This is a genomic window from Allobosea sp. 05T422_2, assembly GCF_056396265.1.
Genome location: NZ_JBFTLD010000021.1, coordinates 1 through 20690, shown reverse-complemented (window position 1 = coordinate 20690; position 20690 = coordinate 1). Strand labels below are relative to the sequence as shown.

Here is a 20690-nt window from a genome sequence, read left to right as displayed (position 1 = left end):
TGTCCCAAAGGGCGCTGTCCGGCTGGCCAGGGCGACTTGCCGACTATCCGCAGGCAAACCGCCCCGCTTCGATTGGAAAGCGAACAGCCGTTCACAATCGGGGCTTCGGCAGGTTGCAGCGCGTCAGTCGCTGTTGGATCGTCCGCTCCATGATGTAGCACGGCCTCGTTGACGTTCGGATGGCCAGGGAAGACCAAGGACCGATGGATACGACACCCCGCGAGCGGCTCGTCATCGTCGAAGATGACCCCGTCACCCGCGCGGTCATCGCGGGATATTTCATCGACCAGGGGTTTCACGTCCAGGAGGCGGAGACCATCGCCCAGGCCAGGCGGACGATCCAGCGCTTCAAGCCGGAACTGATCTTCATCGACGTCGTCTTGCCTGATGGAGACGGGTTCGAGCTGGCAAAGGAGCTTCAATCGGTTTCCGACGCCGGAATCATCTTCGTGACGCGTCGCGATGCCGACATCGATCGGATCGTCGGCCTCGAGCTTGCCGGTGACCACTATGTCAACAAGCCCGTCGACCTGCGTGACCTTCTCGCCAGAACCCGCTCCCTGCTGCGGCGCCGCAAGATCGAGCGGGACATGGCCCGGCGCAGCACCACGGCCACCTTTGGCCCCTTCATCATGGATTTTCTGCGGCGTGAGCTCGCGACGATCAATGGCGACCCCATTCGCCTGACGCGAGGCGAGTTCGACTTGCTTGCAGCTCTCGTCGAAAGCGATGGCCGCCCCTTGAGTCGCGACTATCTGATCGAGGTCGTCAGCAATCGCTATACCGATGTCGACGCGCGAAGTGTGGATGCCTTGGTCGCGCGTCTGCGGAGGAAGCTGGGACATGGTGGAAAGCCGGGCATGATCGCGACCGTCAGCGGGATCGGCTACAAGCTCGGCGTGCCAGTCGAACGCAACACCTGACGGGCCGCTCCGGCTGCCGACCTGTCCCCGAACCCATCCAGGGTCTCCAGCGCCTCGCTACGGTCGCGGTCGAGCGCTTCGATGGCGAGGATAAGCTCCTCGCGATCGGCGACCATTGCGTCGCGCTCCAGCGCACTGGCTTGTGCGAAGACACGCCCGAGGCCGACGGCCCCGGCGGAACTCGCGAGCTGGTGAGCCAATCGGCTAAGTTCGGCCCGGTCGACAGCCCGGAGCGCCGCCCGCATCCCCTTCAGGATTTTCTCGGATACGGTCGCGAAGAGCGCCACGAGTTGCCGCGTGCGCTCGCTTCCGATCAKTCGACTCTGGGTCTGGAAGAAGCTTGCGTCGACCGGCTGGTCCACTGAGAGGGACACGACCGGACCTTGGCCGCTGCGACTGCTCCCGCGCCCTATGAMCTGTAGCAGCGCTACAGAAGTAATGGGCTTGGACAGGATCGCCGTCAGCCCGGCTGCTCGCATCCGCCGCATCGTCTCCGGGGAGACATCGGCCGTCAGCGCGACGATCCGGGGTTGCGTGATGTTCGGCAGCTCGCGGACCGCAAGCGCGGTTTCGATTCCGTCGATTCCGCTCATGTGCATATCGAGCAGGACAATGTCGAAGGCGCGATTACGCAGCGTTGCCAGGGCAGCTTCGCCCGAGGCCACGGCCTGCACTTTGTGGCCGGCCTTCCCGACCATGACCCGGGCGACCTCTCGCGTCACAGGATCATCGTCGACCACGAGCACGCGTTGCAGCTGCGCCGTCGCCATAGGCCCGGACCGCGCGGCGGCCTTGGCCGCAACCATCGGCAAACGGACAATGAAGGTGCTGCCTTGCCCGCGACCGCTGACGACGGAAATCGTGCCGCCCATCAGTTCGCTCAGCTTGCTGCAAATCGCCAACCCGAGCCCGACCCCGCCATTGCGCCGGCCCGTGTCCGGGTCGACCTGCACAAAGTCGTGGAAGATGTGGCGTTGCATCGCCGGCTCGATGCCTATGCCGGTATCGCGGACCGTGAGCGTCAATTCTGAATTTTCCGCAGATGGACAAGGCTGGAGCTCAGCGCCGAATTCGATTCCGCCACGCTCCGTGAAACTGATCGCATTGCGCAAGAGATTGATCAGAATCCGGTGGATCTTGCCGGGATCGCCGTGCAACTGCAGGCCGCCGGCTGGGGGCAGACGCAGTGTCAGGACAAGTCCCTTCTGCTCGGCGAGGGGGCGCATCAGCGCCGCGGCGGCGTTCAGGAGCGCGCCCAACTCGAAATTGCGCAGATCCAGGCTTTCGGTTCCTGCCTCCAGCCGGGACAGGTCAAGCGTCGCATTGGCCAGATCGACCAGGGCCTCGCCCGAGGTCGCCGCCATGGCGACGAGGCGGCGATCGCGTTGGCTCAGGCGACCACGGTCGAGAAGCTCCAGAACCCCGAGTACGCCCGAGAGCGGCGTGCGGATATCGTGGCCGACAACCGCCAGAAACCGGGACTTTGCCMGCGTCGCCTCTTCTGCCGCCCGTTGTCCGGCCGAAGCAAGCTCGAGAGCGGCCTCCAGGGCCGCTGTACGCTCCGTGACCTTGTCCTCCAGAACCGCGCGGCTTTCCTCGAGGCGCTGAGCCATCAGGTTGAACTGCTCGCCGAGCTGCTGCAATTCATCGCCGGTGTTGATGCTGATCCGCTCGTCCAATTCGCCTCGGCCAATCCGCGCGGCGCCGTCGCCGAGGGCCTTGATCGGGGCGACAAGTTTCCGGCTCAAGATGATGCCGGCCAGCACGGCAGCGGACAGTGCGAGGACCAGAAGCACCAGCGAGCGCAGGAGCGACGCCTTGATCGATGCGAAAGCTTCACTCTCTGGCAGGTCGATCACCACCTTCCAGTCGAGGTCCGGGACCGAAGCCATCACGGACAGCACTTTCCGGCCTTCGATATCCGTCATCGAAAGTCCTGCACCGGTCACTCCGGCCGCCTCATGCGCACTCACCAGGCTGGCAAGATTGGTGTTCCTTAGTACGAAGCGCAGATCGGGATGCGCGATCAACCGCCCGGAACCCGTGACGATATACGCGCGACCGGTCTCACCGACCTTCAGCCGGGACACCAGATCACGGATGAAGACGAGGTTGACGGTCGCCTGTGCAACCCAGTGCGGAGATGCCGCTCGCTTGAGCAGCATCATATAGGGTTCCGAGCCGCGCCGGAATTGGACATCGCTGTAATAGCTGCCCTGCGCCAGGGCGGCCTGGAAACCCTGATCAGTCGACCAGTTGACGTCGCCACCGGTTTGGTCGCGGCTGACGCGCGAAAGCGAGAGTTGCTCGCGTCCCGCCGGATCGATCTGGCGTAATTCGAGAATGGCCGGAACCTGCCGCAGCAGCCGCAGGCCGTCGAGGCGGCGTTCCTCGGGTGGAGTGTTGCTCGCGCCGCTTTGGGAGATCCAGTCCAGGTGTTGCATGATCTCCGCCACGAAGGCGCCGATCCGCTGCGCTGCGGCCTGGGCCTGCTCCTGCTGAACGCGCACCACCAGCGCCCTCTGATCCGAGAAGGCGAAGAACGTTGCAATTGCCGTATTGAGCCCAAGCGCGAGGCAGATCGCGACGCCGACGAAAACCGCATATTTGCGGGTGAGAGCACCTCGCGGCCGAGAAGTCTCGCCCTGCGTCACGAAACGATCCGTGTCGCGCGAATCCGGAGCGAAAGCGGCACGCTCAATCCCAGAGATGCGGCGGCCATTTCGTTGATGACCAGTTCGAAGCTGCGCGAGAACTGCACCGGCAACTCGGCGACATTCGCACCACGCAAGATAAGGTCGCTATAGGATGCGATGAGGTCGCTCGCCTCGTCCCGCCCCCCCGTATACGACATCAGCCCGCCCTGGCGCGTGAAGGTGTCGAACGGATAGATGGCAGGAAGGCGATGCCGGGCGCTGGCCTTGGCACATTGCGCCGCGTGGCGGAACGTGAAGCTGTCGGGCAGGAACACCAGCCCGCCATCGCTGCCCTGTCCTGCGAAGTCCGCGATCGCACCCTCGATGCCGTTCGGGTCCATCACTGCCACCGGGCCAAGAGACAACCGAGCATAGGCAGCCGCCGCCCTCAGGCGCGCGAGATAGGTTTCACCTGCTGCAGGGGTCGTGCGCGGATTGAATACCACGCCGACCCTGCGTGTCTCGGGCGCAATCTCGGTCAACAATTCCAGYCATTTATCCGCCATGACCGGGTCGTTGTTGCTGAACCCCGTGGCATTACCCTCCGGCCGCTCCAGAGAACGCACGAAGCCGCTCCCGACCGGATCAGAGGCCGTGCCGAACAGCACCGGCATCGTCCGGGTCAAGGCGAGGACAGCAGCGGTTTCGGCACTGGAGCTGACGATGATGATATCGGGATTGTCCCGGACCAGCTCCGCCGCCGCTCGCGCAAGATCGGCTTCGCTCGAGCCCGAGAATCGCGTGCCCAAGCGCAGGTTCTGGCCCTCGATCCAGCCTCGCTCGGCAAGGCGTTGTCGGATTTCCTGCAACCTCGCCTGGACGATCGGGGCGTCCAGCGGGAGGCTGATCATGACCGCGATATGCTTGAGGCGTTCGGTCGCGCGCACCGGCTGCGCAAACGCAGTGACTCCGCACGACGCCAAACCGGCCAGAAAGGAACGACGACGCATGCGGGCAAGTCGGGGCAATGTGGAGGGCAAGGGCAGCTTCGCACGCAGCGCCGAAAGCGTCGAGAGCGAGTTCCACCACTTTCAACGAGGAGTGCACGCGTCAGGAGTGCGCACGTCTTGGCGCCAGAGCCGGAAGGCGAAGCGCTCTCGCGTGGAAGCGCGAAAGAGCGTGACAGCCATTGTGTCCGACCGCCCGCGCATCGAAGACCACGGCATGGTCGCCCAGCCGCGCCCCGCGAAGCGCGTGGGGTCCGATACGTCATTGCRCACATCGCCGCCGGCCCAAGAACCAAGCCTCTGACGCCCGACCTTCGGCATCCCTCGCCGCTTCGATAGAATTGGCGCCCGCGATATCCAAGATCAGTCGAGCGAGAAACACAGACACTCGGCTTCGCGCAATAGAGGTAATCTTAACGGAACTCGCCGAATGATCCGGCAATGGTCGACCATGGCCGCAATTTTCGCCGACTAAACTTCGTTCTGGATGCGCATCATGATGTTTCCGAGCTCCATTCGACGGTACCTGCTGGCGACGATGGCGGCAGTCTGCCTGCCAGGACTCGGTACGCTCGGCTACCTCGCCTACGATGCGGTCCGCGACGTGCGCACAAACCACCGGCTTTCCGGATTGGTCGAGGCTGACCGAGCCCTGTTGCTCACCGGCAATGCGATCCGTTCCGATCGTGGCAAGGCCCAGACAAGTCTGCAGGCAAACGACGATGCTGACACGACGATCCGCGCGATCGTGGAGACATCGCGAAACCAGATCGCAACGGCCGTAGCAAAACTCGGCGCCGCTGACCTGCCCGAGCATCGGGTTCTTGCCGAGGCCATTCTGCAGGCTGAAAAGGCCATGCAGGGGCGGATCCCCGATCTCAACGGGGAGGCGGCCAAGCCCCGGGCTCAGCGTAGCCTGGCCGCGACCATGCCTTGGTATAATGCAGTCGGAAACATCGAGGCCGCACTGACGAACGCCTCCGATGCGGCGTCGCTCGCGGTTCGGCTGGCCGATCCGGCACTCGCCGAACTCCAGGGTTTCAAGGCCACCGCCTGGCGGCTGCGCTCAAGTTACGGCACGCAGTGCTCCTTGCTGCGTGCTCCGCTTGGCTCCGGCCAGGTGCTGACACCGGTGCAGTGGAAGCAGCTTGGCGAATTGCGTGGCGCAAGCAATGCAGCCCAGGCCCAACTGAGGCAGCTTGCGACGCGTGTCGGTGTTTCGCCCGACCTCGCTCGCAAAGTTGAGGTCGCGACCAGCGAAGTCGCCACCGCAAACCAGACGATGGACCAGCTCCTTGGCAAGCTCGGCCAGGGTAGCGGCGCCGTCATTGGCGCCCAGGACTGGACAACCATGTGCAATGGTCCGTTCGCCGCCATTGTTGACGCGGTAACCCAATCGCTCGACGACATGCAGGCGACCACGGCGGCACAGACCAATCATGCCCTGACCCGGCTCGCCCTGATTGGTGGTCTGCTGGTCGCGCTGCTGGGCCTCTGCGCAGCGAGCTGGCGCGGCATCCAGAAGCGCATTGCGAACCCGTTGACGGGCATGAATGAAGCGCTTGTCCGGATGCAGGATGGTGAGGTTGATAGGGCTGTTCCCGCCGCCCCCTGCCCCGACGAGGTCGGCGCTCTGAGCAATGCGCTCGAGGCGTACCGCGGGAATCTCGTCAAGGTCCGTGCTCTCGAAGAGCAGGAACGCGAAGCAGCGACAATGCGCCTGGCGCGGGCGCAATCGATGGAGGCTGTGGTTTCGGATGTCGGCGAAGTGGTGTCGGCCGCTGCGGCGGGCGACTTCTCGGCCCGGCTGGAGATCCATGACGCCGACCCGCAGATGCAGAAGCTCGTGGCCGGAATCAACGAGATCAATGCGGTGGTCGACAGCGCGACCAGCGAATTCGCCAAGGCACTGTCTGCTGTGGCCGCGGGCGATCTGACTGTGCATGTCGACACCGATTACCGTGGCAAGTTCGCGGAACTGAAGGGCGCGATCAACGAGACAGTCGACCGCCTCTCCACGACCGTGCGCACGATCCAGACAACCTCGGCCGAGGTCGAGCTGGCCGCACGCGAGATCAACCTGGGCGCCGATGATCTCTCCAAACGGACCGAGGAACAGGCGAGTTCGCTAGAGGAAACCGCCGCGACGACGGAGGAGTTGGCGGCCTCGGTGAAGGCTTCGGCTCAGGCCTCGCGCCAGGCTGCCTCGATCGCCAACGAGGCGATGGAGACGGCACAGTCTGGCGGCGCGATCGCGACCCGGGCGGTCGACGCCATGGCCCGCATCGAGAGTGCGTCCCAAAAGATCTCCGACATCATCAGGGTCATCGACGACATCGCCTTTCAGACCAACCTCCTCGCCTTGAACGCAGCGGTGGAAGCCGCCCGCGCCGGCGATGCCGGCAAGGGCTTCGCCGTCGTCGCCAGCGAGGTCCGCACGCTCGCGCAGCGCTCCGGCGAGGCGGCAAAGGACATCTCGGCCTTGATATCCTCTTCGAACACAGAGGTCGGAGATGGCGTCAAGCTGGTGCGCCAGGCGGGCGATGCGCTGACCCGGATCCTGGGAGCGTCGCAGAAAGTAGCAGCCACGATCGCCGACATCTCCTCGGCGGCAGGAGAGCAGGCCAACGGCATCGACGAAATGAGCCAGGCTGTGGCGCATCTCGACGAAATGACCCAGCAGAATGCGGCGCTAGCCGAACAGAGTGCTGCCTCGGCAGCTTCGCTGACCGGGCGCATCGCGCAGCTCAATGATCTCGTCGCGGCATTCAAGACCGGGCCTGAGGCGGCGGCTCTCGCCGATCTGCAGCCTCAGACGCCGGCAATCAAACTCTTCACCGCGCCGCCGCCGACGCGTGCGGGCGACAGGGTCGCGATGGCCGCGAATTCCGGGTCGGAACCGGCTCGCCTGCGCAGGCTGGCCCAGGCCGCCTTCGTTCAGGCCAAAGCTCCCCCTTCAGAGCCCGCCAGACCGGCGCCCGCCCGCAAGGTCGCCAACAGCCGAGCCGGCGATTCCGGTTGGGAAGAGTTCTGAGCGCGCCAAGCCGGGGCGGCGGGGAGAGCATCACCTCAGCGTCGCAACGCGTGGAATGCGGCCTCACTCAGAGTTGAGACGCACGCGATCAGAATGGATTCACCCCGACGCGAGAGCCGGGGTGAATCCAACTGTGAAACAGTATTCAGTGAGCTGACGAGGTCGATGTGCAAATTATCGAGGCTCGCACAGGCAATGATCAGGCGCTCTCGCCGACGGCCTGAAGATAGAGCTCGAGGATGGCTTCCTCTTCCTGGCGCTCGTTCAGGTCGCGCTTGCGTAGCGCGACGACCTTGCGCAGCACCTTGACGTCATAGCCATTGCCCTTGGCCTCGGCATAGACCTCCTTGATGTCGTCGGCGATCGTCTTCTTCTCTTCCTCGAGGCGCTCGATGCGCTGCACGATGCTCTTGAGCTGATCGCCCTGAACCGGATCGTCCATTCCAAAATCCTTCTCTATAGATTTGGCCGCAGGGGTTCGCCCGGATCGGGGGCCGGCGTCAAGCGCGAACCGCCCTTTGGCACAAAGTGCTCAACAGTCCTGCTGTCGCATCAGGCGATCGCGACAGCATTCAGCGCCGCAACGCAGGGCGGCACGATGCGGGCAAGGCGCAGCCCCCATTCCCGCGCGGCCTCCGGCGTCGCGATCAGGTCTTGCCGGATCTCGATCAGCGCATCAGGCAGGCCACGACGGGTGGCATGTCGGTCGATCGTGTCGCCCGGCAGGCCGCCACGATAGGGCTCATTGTCCCCGACGACGAGATCACTCTCGGCCTGGAAGGCGGCGATCAGCGGCTGGGCCAGCACCCCTGCCCGATCCCACAGCACCCCGACATGCCAGGGACGCGCCACCGCTTTCCAATAGGGTGTGAAGGAGTGCACCGAAACGATCGCCGGCGGATGGCCGGCGGCGACTGCCATCTCGACGGCGTGGTCGATCGCCGCGTCATAGGGGGCGTAATAGCGGGCGATCCGCGCTGCGATGCCGGCCTCGTCGATGCGGGCATTGCCGGGCACGATCGCACCATCAGACAGGCGCATGACCAGGGTGGGATCGTCGAGCCCGCGATTTGGATCGATCAGCAGCCGCGAGAAACTGGTCAGAATGGCCGGCGCGCCGGTCGCACGCGCCATGGCGCGCACCGCCTCGGCCGCACCGATATCATAGGCGATGTGGCGCGCGAGTTGTTCGGTCGGCAGCCCGAGCGATGCAAGCTCGGGCGGGATCGCGTTGGAGGCGTGATCGCACAACAACAGCATACCCGTCGCGGGATCGCCGGGAATGATCTCGACCTCGCCTGGGGCGAGCATTATGGCGGAATCCGCCATCGGGAAATCGGACCGCATCGGCGCTCCAAAAAGTATGATTAGATCGGCAAATGCCTGATGACGTCCGCCGGCCAGCGACATAGAAGAGCATACAACGAAAGTCGACCAAATCGACGTGACAGCGGGTGGAAGGCGGGGTGGACTTGCAGCAGGTGAGGAACGATTCGGCTGAGGCCCTGCGCATTGCGAGGATGATTTTCGATGCCGCCGTCGACCGCGCCCGCCCGTCCGGCTGCCTTCCCGCTCACCTGCCCGAACCACCCAGGAACGGCCGCCTGATCCTGCTCGCCGCCGGCAAGGCCGCCGGCAGCATGACCGCACTCGCGGAAGCGCATTATCTCGACTCCGGCCTGTCGCCCGAGCGCCTTGTTGGCCATGCCGTCGCCCGCCATGGCTACGAGACCGCGACGCGCCATGTTCCGATGGTCGCCGCCGGCCACCCGGTGCCGGACGAAGGCAGCATTCGCAGCGCCGAACGCGCGCTCGAACTCGCCCGCTCGGCAAGCGCGGATGATCTGGTGCTGGTGCTCCTCTCCGGCGGCGGCTCKGCCAACTGGGTCGCACCCGCAGGTGACCTGACGCTGGCGGAGAAGCAGGCAGTCAACAAGGCACTGCTGCGTTCCGGCGCGCCGATCGGCGAGATGAACATCGTCCGCAAGCGGCTCTCGCGCATCAAGGGCGGCCGTCTCGCGCTGGCCGCCGCGCCGGCCCGGCTCGTGACGCTCGCAATCTCGGACGTCCCCGGCGACGAGCCGACCGTGATCGCCTCGGGCCCGACCGTCCCCGATCCGAGCAGCATGGCCGATGCGCGCACCATCGTCGCGCGCTATGGGCTCGACCTGCCGCCAGCGGCGCGCGCGCTGCTTGCCMACGACGCCAGCGAAACCCCGAAGCCTGGCGACCCCGCCTTCGCCAGGAGCGTATTCCAGATCATCGCCCGGCCTCAGGACGCGATTGCGGCGGCGGTCGCAAATGCACGGGACGCGGGCTACGAGCCCATCGATCTCGGCGCCGATCTCGAAGGCGAGGCGCGCGAGGTTGCGGCCGACCATGCCGCGCTTGCCCTGCGCCTCAAGGCAGAGGCGCGGCGCGCCGCGATCATCTCCGGTGGCGAACTGACCGTGACCCTGCGCGGCAAGGGCCGCGGCGGCCCGAACCAGGAATATGCGTTGGCTCTGGCCATTGCGCTCGGCGGGGAGCCGGGCATCGTCGCGTTGTCCGGCGACACCGACGGCACCGATGGCGGCGGCGGCGAAGCGACCGACCCCGCTGGCGCGCTGATCGATGCGACGACATTGGCGCGAGCGGCGGAGCGCGGCCTCGTTCCTGCCCAATCGCTGGCCGACAACGATTCCACCGGCTTCTTCGAGGCCATTGGCGACCTGCTGCGGACGGGACCGACCTTGACCAATGTGAATGATTGCCGCGTCATCCTGATCGACCCTTAGACGATCATGACGAGCCGATTCGACCGATCTCTCTTGCGCCTCGGCCTGCTGCTGGCCTGCCTTCTCGGAAGCGCGGCTCCCGCGCTCGCCGATCTGCGGATGTGCAACACCACGGGCAGTCGCGTCGGTGTCGCCATCGGCTATCGCGATGCGCAGGGCTGGGTCACCGAAGGCTGGTGGAACATCGCGCCGCGCGGCTGCGAGACCCTGCTGCGCGGCACGCTCGCGGCAAGGTTCTACTACGTGCACGCCATCGACTACGACAAGGGTGGCGAATGGACCGGCAAATCCATCATGTGCACGCGCAACAAGGAATTTACGATCCGAGGCATCGAGGACTGCCTCGCCCGCGGATATGACCGGTCCGGCTTCTTCGAGGTCGATACCGGCGAGCAGAAGAGCTGGACCATCCAGCTGACCGATTCCACCCCCGGCGCAACGCCGCCGCGACCATGAGGACATAAGAATGAGGCGCGAACGCCGGATCAAGATCATCGCTACGCTGGGTCCGGCTTCCGCCAGCGAGGAGATGTGCGCCAAACTGTTCGAAGCCGGCGTCGACGTCTTCCGGATCAATATGAGCCACACCCAGCGCGAGACGCTGCCGGAGCGGGTCGCCATGCTGCGTGGTCTGGAGGAGAAATTCCATCGCCCCGTCGGCATTCTCGCCGATCTGCAGGGACCGAAGCTACGCGTCGGCCAGTTCGGTGGCGATGGTGGCGTGATGCTGGAAAAGGACGCGCGCTTCGTCCTCGATTCCGACCCCGCCCCCGGCGACGTGAAGCGCGTCTACCTGCCCCATCCCGAGATCCTGAGTGCGCTTGAGCCCGGCCACGCCCTCATCCTCGACGACGGCAAGATCCGTCTCGTCGTCGAGAAGGCGAGCCCCAAGCAGGCGGTGACCCGCGTCACRGTCGCTGGCAGGCTTTCATCGCGCAAGGGCGTCAGCCTGCCCGACACCACGATCCCGGTTTCGGCGATGACGGACAAGGACCGTTCCGACGCCGAAGCCGCAGCAGATGCCGGCGTCGACTGGATCGCGCTCTCCTTCGTCCAGCGCCCCGAGGACATGGCCGACCTGCGCAAGATCGTTCGCGGGCGGGCGCTCGCACTCGCCAAGATCGAAAAGCCGCAAGCGCTGCTCCGGCTTGAAGAGATCATCGAGGCGTCCGATGCGATCATGGTCGCGCGTGGTGATCTCGGCGTCGAGATGCCGCTGGAAAAGGTGCCGGGCACGCAGAAGCGCATCACCCGCATGGCACGGCGCATGGGCAAGCCCGTCGTCGTCGCAACGCAGATGCTGGAAAGCATGATCACCGCTCCGGTGCCGACCCGCGCCGAGGTCTCCGACGTCGCGACTGCCGTCTTCGAGGGGGCCGACGCCGTGATGCTCTCGGCCGAGAGCGCTGCCGGACAATATCCGATCGAGGCGGTGACGATGATGAACCGCATCGCCGAGGAGGTGGAGAGTGAATCGATCTACCGCTCGATCCTCGAATCGCAACGCGCTGAGCCCGAGGCCACGGGCGCGGATGCCATCGCCAAGGCGGCCCACGAGATCGCCGATACGCTGAATCTCAAGGCCATCACCGCCTGGACCTCCTCGGGCTCGACCGCCTTCCGTATCGCCCGCGAGCGGCCGAACTCGACCGTCATCGCGCTGACGCCCAATCGCGGGACGGCGCGGCGCCTCACCCTGGTCTGGGGTGTGCACGCGGTCGTGACCAAGGACGCCAGCGACATCGACGATATGGCCTTCCGCGCTTGCAAATTCGCGGTCCGCGAAGGCTATGCCGCGGTCGGAGACCGCATCATCGTGGTTGCCGGTGTCCCGTTCGGCACGCCGGGCGCGACCAACATGGTGCGTATCGCCTTCATCGCGAAGGAGCACGTCGCCAAGGCCTGACGCCCTTAGATCATCGGACCGGATATCGTATCCGATGATCTGACCCTTTGTGTTGCATCGGCTTTCCCGAAAACCGCAATCCACTTTTCGGGCCGATGCCTTAGCGCGCGAATGCGAGGCTCGAGCGCGGTCCGGCCAACTGGTCGATTGCCTCGACGACGATTTCGGGCGCCGCGTGATGCGGCATATGCCCGACGCCCGGCAGCAGCACGAAGCGCCCCTGCGGCGCCTCGCGTGCGATCGCGGCGGAATGGATCACCGGAGACACGATCGCGTCGCTGTCCCCGGTGATCGCCACCACCGGAATCCTGAGATCGCGGTAGCGCGGAGCCTGTGCGCTGACGAAGGCGTGGGTCGCTGCGACATCCCGGGCATTCGCCTCGAAGGTCGAAGGGCGCAGCAGCAGCCGGATTTCGCCTGCTGCGACATAGCCGGGCGTGACCGGCCGCGGCGCAAAGACACTCTCGACACCGGAGCGCAAAAGGGCATCGGACGCCGGCACGCCGATCAATCGCGTGAAGACCGGGCCGATCACAGGCCATGAGGCCGCGTGATAATACCAGGCAATGCCGCCAGGCCAGGGGTGGGTCACGCCGCCAAGCAGGACAAGTCCGCGCAATCGCTCGGGGTGATCCAGTGCGATCCGCGTTGCGAGCGCTCCGGCCAGCGAATGAGCGACCAGCACGAAGGGCTCCGACAGGATCTGATCGAGAGCCTTCATGATGACTGTCGCCTGCTGAGCGGGATCAGCCATGGCGTTCTCGTCGATCCGATCGCTCCAGCCATGGCCCGGCCGGTCGAGCGCGATCACCCGGTAATGGCCAAGCTCGGGTCCGAGCGTCGCCAGCAGGTCGGCATGATCTGACGAGGCTCCGTGGACGAGCACGACGGTGCCGCGCATCTCGCCCACCGGCTTGCGCTCGACATAGTGCAGCCTACCTCCTGGAAGCGTCAGGAAGCTGCCCTTGGGGGGATGCTGTCGTTCTGCTTCGACGCCAAGCCACTCCGTCCTGGCGAGCAGGCCGGCAACAAGAAGGGCAGGAAGAATGAGCAAGGCGCGCGGGAGCATGATTTGCTTACGTCGCCGCATTCGCTTTGGTTTCACTGGGGAACCGCAAGGGCCTACGCGTCGCGGCCGTCGACTTCAGTCTTCAGCGAATCGACTGCGTCCTTGATGGCCTCGAATTGCGGATAGATCTCCTGCGCCCGCCGATAGGCGATCAGGGCACGCTTGTCGTCCCCCTGCTGCCGTAGGATGGTGCCGAGCCCCATCATCGCGCCGTAATGACGCGGCTCGCGCTTCAGCGCCTCTCCGATGTCGATCATCGAGCGGATCGAATCGCCCGCGAGGAAGAGCGCGTTGGCGCGCTGATTCCAGCCTTCAGCCCAGTCCGGCTCGAGACTGATGATGCGGTCGAGCAATTCGATCGCGAGATCGAGCTCCTTGGATCGCATCGCCTCCTGCGCCCGCGCCATCAGGAGATCCGCCGTATCCGACCCTGATCGCGCCCAGCGCCGCTGGATCAGATTGGCGATGCCCTTGGCCTCCTCCGGGCTCTTGGCGGCAGCAAGCCGCTCGAACAGTCGATCCAGCGTCGCAGCCGGGCTGCGCGAGGCACCGGGAGCCGGTGCCGCCGGATTATCCGTCGTGTCCGAATGCGGCACGGTGCCAGGCTGCGCTGGTGCGCTGTCCTGCCCCAGGGCAGCGCCTAGCCCGAACGGCAAGGCTGTCGCCAGGACAAGCGCAAGAGCAGCGGAAGGCAGACGAGGAATGCTCATGCCCACAAGATTAGGGGCTCGTGCGGTCGCGTCAAATCACGACGTGGCGAGAGGCTCATGCCAAAAAAGGTGGGCGCGCCGAGCGCGCCCACCTTCAAATCTGGAGTCAGCATCAAAACGTCGCGGCAGCGAAAGCCGCGCGTCAACTCAGCCCTGGCGCGCCTTGAAGCGCTTCTGGACCTTGTTGATGATGTAGACGCGGCCCTTGCGGCGAACCAGCTGGTTGTCGCGATGACGGGCGCGCAGCGACTTGAGCGAATTGCGGATCTTCATCGTCTCTACTCCGTCGATCCGCCTTTCGGACGAATCGGTCAAAAATTCACAGCTGCGACGCGGATCGGCGGGCGATCCTCATCGACCACTCGAACGGCGCGGCTGATGCGATGCCGGCTGTATACGGATTTTTCCGGCGATCGCAAGGGTCCAGCGTGCGAAAACCATCGAATACCCTCAGGCGATCGCGGCCAGATAACGCCGGAAGGAGCGTGCCAGCGCCGCTTTGCCGTCGCCGGCGATGACCCTTCCCTCGAAGGCGCCATAGATCCTTGCGAAGGAAAAGGGCTCGAGAACCGCGGCGATCCGCCGGATCGTCGCCGCATTGACCGGAATCATGTTGGGATAGGAATAGAGCACGCTGACATAGCGGCGATCCTGCGCCACCTGCAGCACGTCGCCGCAATAGAGCGCGCCCTCCCCCTTGGYATGGTGCAGTACGGTCGCCCCGGCGAAATGGCCGCCGCAGCGCAAGAGCGTCAAGGTCGGACCAAGCCTCAGCGCCTCGCCGTCCCAGAAGCGGATGGCAGGGTCCGGCTCGGTCACCCACTGCCGATCATCAGCGTGGAGATAGACCGGCACGCCGAGCGCGGCCGCCCATTCCGCCATCGCGGTGTAGTAATGCGGGTGCGAGATCGCGATGCCGATCATCGGCCCGCGCGCGCGGATCGCCTCGACCGCCTCGGGCGTCACGAGCCCGATGCAGTCCCATAGCAGATTGCCCTCCTCCGCCTCGACCAGCAACGCCCGCTGATCGATCGCGAAGGCCGGTGCGATGCGCAGGCCAAGCACGCCATGGTCCTCGCTGCAGACGACGGAATGACCGGACGCGAGTTCGCCCGGCGTCAGCCATTCCTGGCCGTCCCAGCGCACGTATTGGCGCTCATCACGGCAGATCGGGCAAGCGTCGGGCGGGGTGGCCGTATCGGGAAATCGGGCGCCGCATTGGCGGCAGATGAAGCGCGGCATGAGCCTGTCTCCGGCTTGAACGAAGGCCGGCATCGAACGCCCCTGCATTCGGTGCCGCCAAACTATCTTCATATGAAGATACTAGCTCATCAATCTATCTTCATGTCAAGATACTCTGGCTGATGGAGAGTGCCTTGGCCGACGCTGACGAGACCCAGGATCATGTCGACCGGCTGCGCGCACAGTGGCAGCGCGAATTGCCCGATCTCGATACCGGCGCCATGGCCGTGCTGGGTCGGGCCTACCGGCTCTCCAACCTTGTTCGCCCAAGCATCGAGGCGACCTTCGCCGGATTTGGATTGGATCGCGGCGAATTCGATATCGTCTCCTCGCTCCGCCGCGCAGGCGCGCCGTTCCGCCTGACGCCGACCGAACTCTACACCAGCCTGATGATCGCCTCGGGCAGCCTCAGCCACCGCCTCGCTCGGCTTGAAAGGGCGGGCCTCGTCAGGCGTGTGCCATCCGACACCGATGGAAGGAGTCTTGCCGTCGAGCTGACCGAGAGCGGACGCGCGAAGGTGGAGGCGGCCTTCCGCGCCGACATGGCAAGCGAAGCGACCTTCCTGACCCATCTCTCGCCGGAAGAACGCGAGGCCCTTGCCGCGTTGCTGCGTAAACTCAACCGAGCCATCGAGGACAATCTCGGGACGACGCAGGGGCACGGCTAGTTTCTGCCGACCCCAAAGCCTTGTTGTTACCCGATTAACTTGTCACTCTGAGCCCCGGCGGACCGAGAAATAGGGGAACCGAAGCACAGACCGATCCAGAATGAAGGGAGGACCACATGAAGCGCGTGACGTGTTTCACGCTTGTCGCTGCGGCTGGACTATTGGCATTTGCCACCGGCTCGGCCCAGGCCCAGACGTCCGAAATGACCTTCTTTGTCACCAGTGCCGGATCCGGGAAGGGTGCCGATCTCGGCGGCCTCGCAGGCGCCGACGCCATCTGCCAGCGTCTTGCCCAGGCGGCGGGTGCAGGCAGCAAGACCTGGCGGGCCTATCTCTCCACGCAGGCGACTGGCAGCACCACAGCCGTCAACGCGCGAGACCGCATCGGCCCAGGGCCCTGGCGCAACGCCAAGGGAGCTGTGATCGCCACCAGCGTCGCTGACCTGCATGGCGGCGCGGCCGGCTTGACCAAACAGACCGCGCTCAACGAGAAGGGCGAGCCGGTCAATGGTCGCGGCGATACACCGAACCAGCACGACATGCTCACAGGCTCCCAGGCCGACGGCACCGCCTTCGGCCCCGGCGAGGACCGGACCTGCGGCAACTACACCAAGAGTGGTGCGGAGGGCGCCGTCATGCTCGGCCACCATGACCGCAGCGGCCTGGACGAATCCCCACCGGCGAAGTCGTGGAACACCTCGCATGCGTCGCGAGGAGGCTGCAGCCAGGAAGCGCTGCGCGGCACGGGGGGAGCCGGCCTGTTCTACTGCTTCGCGACGAACTGAGCCGAACGATCCGAATCGACACATGCCCTGAAACAAGACGGCCACCCAACCGGGTGGCCGTTCGTCTGCGATGATCGCAGGCGAGCGTCATCAGGCCGTCGAAAGCTTGAGCCCGATCAGCCCGGCGACAATGAGACTGACGCTGGCGATCCGGAAGAAGGTGACGGCCTCTCCCATAACGAAAATGCCGACGAGGAAAGCTCCGACCGCACCGATTCCCGTCCAGATCGCGTAGGCCGTGCCCAGCGGCAGCGACTTCATCGCCACGGCCAGCAGGCCAAAGCTGATGATCATCGTCGCGATCGTGATCACGCTGGGCCCGAGCTTCGTGAAGCCCTCGGACTGTTTCATGGTCGACGCCCACACGACTTCGAAGACGCCTGCAAAGAGCAGATAGATCCAAGCCATTGCTGATACTCCGTCTCGTGCGGCCTCAATGGCTCGGGTGAAGGGCATCGTTGAGATACATGCAGGTGAGCATGGTGAAGATGTAGGCCTGCAGGATTGCCATCAGTACCTCCAGACCGGTGAGGGCGACCGTCATGATCAGCGGCAGCACCGCTCCAAGGATGCCAACCGCACCGAGACCGGTCATGCCGACGACAAAGCCGGCAAAGACCTTGAGCGCGATATGGCCGGCCAGCATGACCGCGAACAGGCGGATCGAATGGCTGATCGGTCGCGAGATATAGGAGACGACCTCGATCAGGACGATGATCGGCGCAAGGACGATGGGAACGCCCGACGGCAGGAACAGCCGCAGGAAGCCGAAGCCATGCTTCACGAGGCCATAGATCGTCACCGTGCAGAACACGAGCATGGCAAGCGCGAAGGTCACGGAGATATGGCTCGTCACGGTGAACGCGAACGGCAACATTCCGATCAGATTGGCCAACAGGATGAAGATGAAGAGCGAAAAGACCAGCGGGAAGAAACGCATGCCATGCTCGCCTGCGATGCTTCTGAGCGTGTTCCGTACGAACTCGTAGAGAATTTCGCTGAGGGCCTGGGCACGGCCAGGGACAATCGCGCGGGTGCGGGTCGAGAGCAGCAGAAAGCCGCTGGCGCTGGCGACGATCGCGATCATGAAGGCGGATGAGTTGGTGAAGGCGATCTCCTGCCCAGCGACCTCCCCAAGGCTGAACAGCGTCTTGATTTCGAATTGCTCAATCGGGCCGGCCACGGCGAACCTCTTGCGTCATGTGGGTTGAAACGGGAACGGCCCCGCGATGCGTCGGCAGGCGCCAGGCCGTGCAGGCCAACGCTTCGACTGCGGGCGGGATACGGGACGAATCCGGACGGCGCGCATGGACGTGCCAGCGGGCGAAGCGGTTCGTCAGGTTTTGGGAAGAGGGCAGTTTCTGAGAAGAAGGCCCGGCTCGCTGATCAATCAGCAGCCTGCGGCCATGCCTGGGGCATGTCGGTTCCATTATCTCTCCCGAGACAATGGGGCCGTCCMCAGCGTTACAGATGGCACAGGTCGTCCAGTGCGGGCCGGTCTCTAGAGCGAAGTGAATTTCACGTCAACCGGACGGGCTGGCCTTCACATTGATGACGGTCAGAAAGCCGCCGCGAGCGCTAACCGGTCCGAGCGCTTCCATCGCCGAAAACACCCCGAAGCTGTTCGAATTCGGGGGTAGAGCCGGAATTTGCAGCCTGGCCCGCCAAAGCTTATCGGTTCCGGCGGCCTGATGCCGCATTTCGCGCATCCGGCTGGCACCGCCTGTGGAGACAACGCCTGAGATGGACATTTTCGATCGACTGAAGTCCGCCGCAAAGGCCGACTGGACGAGCTATGTCGACCACGCCTTCGTCCGGCAAATGGCGACTGGCACGCTGCCGCAGGCCGCCTTCCGTACCTATCTGGTGCAGGATTATCTCTTCCTGATCCAGTTCGCCCGCGCCTATGCGCTCGCAATCTACAAGGGCCGCACGCTTTCCGACATGCGGGCGGCCAAGGCCGGCCTGGCAGCCATCCTCGACGTCGAGATGGACCTCCATATCCGGCTCTGCGGCCGTTGGGGGCTGCACCCCACCGAGATCGAAGCAGCACCGGAGCATGCCGCGACGATTGCCTATACCCGGTTCGTGCTGGACTGCGGCGTCTCGGGCGACCTGCTCGACCTGCATGTCGCGCTCGCCCCTTGCGTGATCGGCTATGCCGAAATCGGGCGAAACCTTACTCCCGCGGGCCCAGAACCACTCGGGGACCATCCCTATCGCGACTGGATCGGGGAATATGCCGGCGATGCCTATCAGGAAATCGCGATGGCAGCCCGGCGCCATCTCGACGATCTCGCCGCGCGGGCGATGACGGAACGGCGCTTTGCCGAACTCACGACCCTCTTTGCCAAGGCCTCCCGTCTCGAGGCGGATTTCTGGCAAATGGCGCTGAACGACGGCACCGCATAGCCGGGATCATCCACCGATCCGCCCCGACCACCTGCAGCCGGCCGGCGAGCTCTGCGCGCCCGGTATGCGGCGCAGGCCGGGATCACTCTCGACATGACGGCTGAGACCGGTCGGGTATGGTAGCGTTTCGCAATGATCGGCCCGCGCAATGCCTCCGAGGATCAGCCACGTGTCTCAGACCAATGATGCCTATGTACCGCCGGCCAATGGCGATTGGGAAACCATTCCAGCGGCCGAAGCCGGCTTCGACGCCGCAAGGCTGCAGGCTGCCGTCGACTTCGCCAAGGCGCAGGAGAGCACCTGGCCGCGCAGCTTCTATTATCCCGACGGGCGCTATGTCGGCCTCGTCGAATGGAACGAGTCAGGCACCTGGAGCGAGATCGTCGGCCCGGTCAGGGAGCGCGGCGGTCCGGCCGGCCTGATCCTCCGGGGCGGCCGCCTGGTTGCCGAGTGGGGCGACACGGCCCGCGCCGACATGACCTTCTCCATCGCGAAGAGCTATATCGCCGTGCTGGCGGGGCTTGCCGTCGCCGACGGACTGATTCGCGATGTCGACGAGCCGGTGGCGAAAACCGTCGACGGTCCCTGGTTCGAGGGCGCGCAGAATGCGGCCATCACCTGGCGCCATCTCCTGCAGCAATCGAGCGAATGGCAGGGGGAAATCTTCGGCAAGTCGGACCAGGTCGATCATAACCGGCAGATCGGGCCGGGCGCCGACAACAGCCGCAAGGGCGAGCGGCGCGCCCTCAAGCCACCTGGCAGCCACTACGAGTACAATGACGTACGGGTGAACCTGCTGGCCTATTGCCTGCTGCAGCGCTTCCGCAAGCCGCTGCCCGAGGTCCTGCGCGAGCGCATCATGGAACCGATCGGGGCCTCGCAAGGCTGGGAGTGGCAGGGCTATCGCAATTCCTCGGTCGAGATCGACGGCCGGAGCGTGCAGTCCGTGCCCGGCGGCGGCCATTGGGGCGGCGGCCTCTTCATCAGCGCGCGCGACCACGCCCGGCTGGGCCTGCTCGTAGGGCGCGGTGGCGCCTGGGMTGGCCGTGAGCTGCTATCGCCGGCCTGGATCGACGACATGCTGTCGCCTTCACCCACGCTCGAGAATTACGGCTATCTCTGGTGGCTCAACCGGGGCGCGGCGGCTCGGCCGAATGTTCCCGCCACGGCCGTCTTCGCGCTTGGTGCCGGCGTCAACGCAATTTGGCTCGATCCCACGCAGGATCTCGTCGCGGTGCTGCGCTGGATCGACAAATCCGCCCTCGACGGCTTCGTCGATCGCATGCTCGCAGCGGCCCGCTAGGCGGGTTTGCCGATGGCTGGTCGCCTGACCGGCCCTGTGGACAGCGGGGGGCAGCAGGTCCCGCCTGAGCCCGGCGGAGACCGCTTCAAAGCACGGGCGGCAGTGATTCGCGCCGTCCGCCCTCAAGGGATGGGCGGAGCGCCCCTGCCGCGCATCAGGCGGCATTCGGACATCGCGGCTGCCCTTGCCATTGAGGCACCAAACGCAAAAACCCGGAT

Annotated in this window: 20 protein-coding genes; 9 read left to right on the top strand and 11 right to left on the bottom strand. The window is 65.1% G+C overall.

The window, feature by feature from the left end; translation table 11 throughout:
• Window positions 1–203 precede the first annotated feature (203 nt).
• The gene (locus tag AC1DJT_RS06275) at window positions 204–923 is read left to right on the top strand and encodes a response regulator (protein WP_441504354.1); all 720 of its coding nucleotides are present in this window, start codon (window positions 204–206) and stop codon (window positions 921–923) included.
• Here AC1DJT_RS06275 and AC1DJT_RS06270 read toward each other — a convergent pair.
• Window positions 887–3577 carry an ATP-binding protein gene (locus AC1DJT_RS06270; RefSeq protein WP_476833732.1) on the bottom strand — a complete coding sequence of 897 codons (2691 nt, stop codon included), beginning with the start codon at window positions 3575–3577 and terminating at the stop codon, window positions 887–889. The genes AC1DJT_RS06275 and AC1DJT_RS06270 overlap by 37 nt on opposite strands.
• Window positions 3574–4470: an ABC transporter substrate-binding protein gene (locus AC1DJT_RS06265; protein WP_476833731.1), complete on the bottom strand. Its 897-nt coding sequence runs from the start codon at window positions 4468–4470 to the stop codon at window positions 3574–3576. Before AC1DJT_RS06265 ends, AC1DJT_RS06270 begins: the two co-directional genes overlap by 4 nt.
• Window positions 4471–5062: 592 nt before the next feature.
• On the opposite strand from AC1DJT_RS06265, the gene AC1DJT_RS06260 reads away from it, so the two are divergent.
• The gene (locus AC1DJT_RS06260) at window positions 5063–7600 is read left to right on the top strand and encodes a methyl-accepting chemotaxis protein (protein ID WP_441504351.1); all 2538 of its coding nucleotides are present in this window, start codon (window positions 5063–5065) and stop codon (window positions 7598–7600) included.
• Window positions 7601–7799: 199 nt separating this feature from the next.
• Here AC1DJT_RS06260 and AC1DJT_RS06255 read toward each other — a convergent pair whose 3' ends face one another.
• Both AC1DJT_RS06255 and AC1DJT_RS06250 read right to left on the bottom strand, forming a co-directional pair.
• Complete coding sequence (locus tag AC1DJT_RS06255; RefSeq protein WP_043233170.1) at window positions 7800–8042, bottom strand: DUF2312 domain-containing protein; 243 nt, start codon at window positions 8040–8042, stop codon at window positions 7800–7802.
• 110 nt (window positions 8043–8152) lie between these two features.
• A complete protein-coding gene (locus AC1DJT_RS06250) occupies window positions 8153–8947 on the bottom strand; it encodes an N-formylglutamate amidohydrolase (RefSeq protein ID WP_476768270.1) in 795 nt (264 codons plus the stop codon).
• A 173-nt stretch (window positions 8948–9120) separates the two neighbouring features.
• On the opposite strand from AC1DJT_RS06250, the gene AC1DJT_RS06245 reads away from it, so the two are divergent.
• Genes AC1DJT_RS06245 through pyk form a run of 3 tightly spaced genes read left to right on the top strand, consistent with a single transcriptional unit; the run spans window position 9121 to window position 12283 of the window.
• Complete coding sequence (locus AC1DJT_RS06245) at window positions 9121–10377, top strand: glycerate kinase type-2 family protein (RefSeq protein ID WP_476833730.1); 1257 nt, start codon at window positions 9121–9123, stop codon at window positions 10375–10377.
• Between the two features lie 6 nt (window positions 10378–10383).
• Window positions 10384–10833, top strand: coding sequence for a DUF1036 domain-containing protein (locus AC1DJT_RS06240; RefSeq protein WP_441487925.1), 450 nt, complete (start codon window positions 10384–10386; stop codon window positions 10831–10833).
• A 10-nt stretch (window positions 10834–10843) separates the two neighbouring features.
• Window positions 10844–12283 (top strand): pyruvate kinase, encoded by a 1440-nt coding sequence (pyk, locus tag AC1DJT_RS06235; protein ID WP_441487924.1) that lies wholly within the window; start codon window positions 10844–10846, stop codon window positions 12281–12283.
• 100 nt (window positions 12284–12383) lie between these two features.
• On the opposite strand, the gene AC1DJT_RS06230 is transcribed toward pyk, so the two are convergent.
• From AC1DJT_RS06230 to AC1DJT_RS06215, 4 genes are all read right to left on the bottom strand, one after another.
• On the bottom strand, window positions 12384–13352 hold the full coding sequence (locus AC1DJT_RS06230; protein WP_441504348.1) for an alpha/beta fold hydrolase: 969 nt from the start codon (window positions 13350–13352) through the stop codon (window positions 12384–12386).
• A gap of 53 nt (window positions 13353–13405) precedes the next feature.
• Complete coding sequence (locus tag AC1DJT_RS06225) at window positions 13406–14062, bottom strand: tetratricopeptide repeat protein (RefSeq protein WP_476768274.1); 657 nt, start codon at window positions 14060–14062, stop codon at window positions 13406–13408.
• A gap of 147 nt (window positions 14063–14209) precedes the next feature.
• Window positions 14210–14335 carry a type B 50S ribosomal protein L36 gene (gene ykgO, locus AC1DJT_RS06220; protein WP_038363015.1) on the bottom strand — a complete coding sequence of 42 codons (126 nt, stop codon included), beginning with the start codon at window positions 14333–14335 and terminating at the stop codon, window positions 14210–14212.
• A 177-nt stretch (window positions 14336–14512) separates the two neighbouring features.
• The gene (locus tag AC1DJT_RS06215) at window positions 14513–15304 is read right to left on the bottom strand and encodes an MBL fold metallo-hydrolase (protein WP_476833729.1); all 792 of its coding nucleotides are present in this window, start codon (window positions 15302–15304) and stop codon (window positions 14513–14515) included.
• A gap of 122 nt (window positions 15305–15426) precedes the next feature.
• On the opposite strand from AC1DJT_RS06215, the gene AC1DJT_RS06210 reads away from it, so the two are divergent.
• Both AC1DJT_RS06210 and AC1DJT_RS06205 read left to right on the top strand, forming a co-directional pair.
• The gene (locus tag AC1DJT_RS06210) at window positions 15427–15972 is read left to right on the top strand and encodes a MarR family winged helix-turn-helix transcriptional regulator (RefSeq protein ID WP_441504345.1); all 546 of its coding nucleotides are present in this window, start codon (window positions 15427–15429) and stop codon (window positions 15970–15972) included.
• 116 nt (window positions 15973–16088) lie between these two features.
• Complete coding sequence (locus AC1DJT_RS06205; RefSeq protein ID WP_441504344.1) at window positions 16089–16757, top strand: hypothetical protein; 669 nt, start codon at window positions 16089–16091, stop codon at window positions 16755–16757.
• 90 nt (window positions 16758–16847) lie between these two features.
• Here AC1DJT_RS06205 and sugE read toward each other — a convergent pair whose 3' ends face one another.
• From sugE to AC1DJT_RS06190, 3 genes are all read right to left on the bottom strand, one after another.
• A complete protein-coding gene (sugE, locus tag AC1DJT_RS06200; protein WP_113511072.1) occupies window positions 16848–17165 on the bottom strand; it encodes a quaternary ammonium compound efflux SMR transporter SugE in 318 nt (105 codons plus the stop codon).
• Between the two features lie 25 nt (window positions 17166–17190).
• Window positions 17191–17940 carry a F0F1 ATP synthase subunit A gene (locus tag AC1DJT_RS06195; protein WP_441504343.1) on the bottom strand — a complete coding sequence of 250 codons (750 nt, stop codon included), beginning with the start codon at window positions 17938–17940 and terminating at the stop codon, window positions 17191–17193.
• Window positions 17941–18280: 340 nt separating this feature from the next.
• Window positions 18281–18508 (bottom strand): hypothetical protein, encoded by a 228-nt coding sequence (locus AC1DJT_RS06190; RefSeq protein ID WP_476833728.1) that lies wholly within the window; start codon window positions 18506–18508, stop codon window positions 18281–18283.
• Between AC1DJT_RS06190 and tenA the strand changes: the two genes are divergently transcribed.
• Together tenA and AC1DJT_RS06180 are read left to right on the top strand one after the other, a co-directional pair.
• Complete coding sequence (gene tenA, locus AC1DJT_RS06185; RefSeq protein WP_441504342.1) at window positions 18501–19169, top strand: thiaminase II; 669 nt, start codon at window positions 18501–18503, stop codon at window positions 19167–19169. The genes AC1DJT_RS06190 and tenA overlap by 8 nt on opposite strands.
• A 169-nt stretch (window positions 19170–19338) precedes the next feature.
• Entirely contained in the window at window positions 19339–20472 is a 1134-nt protein-coding gene (locus AC1DJT_RS06180; protein ID WP_476833727.1) for a serine hydrolase domain-containing protein, read from the top strand.
• Window positions 20473–20690: the final 218 nt, after the last annotated feature.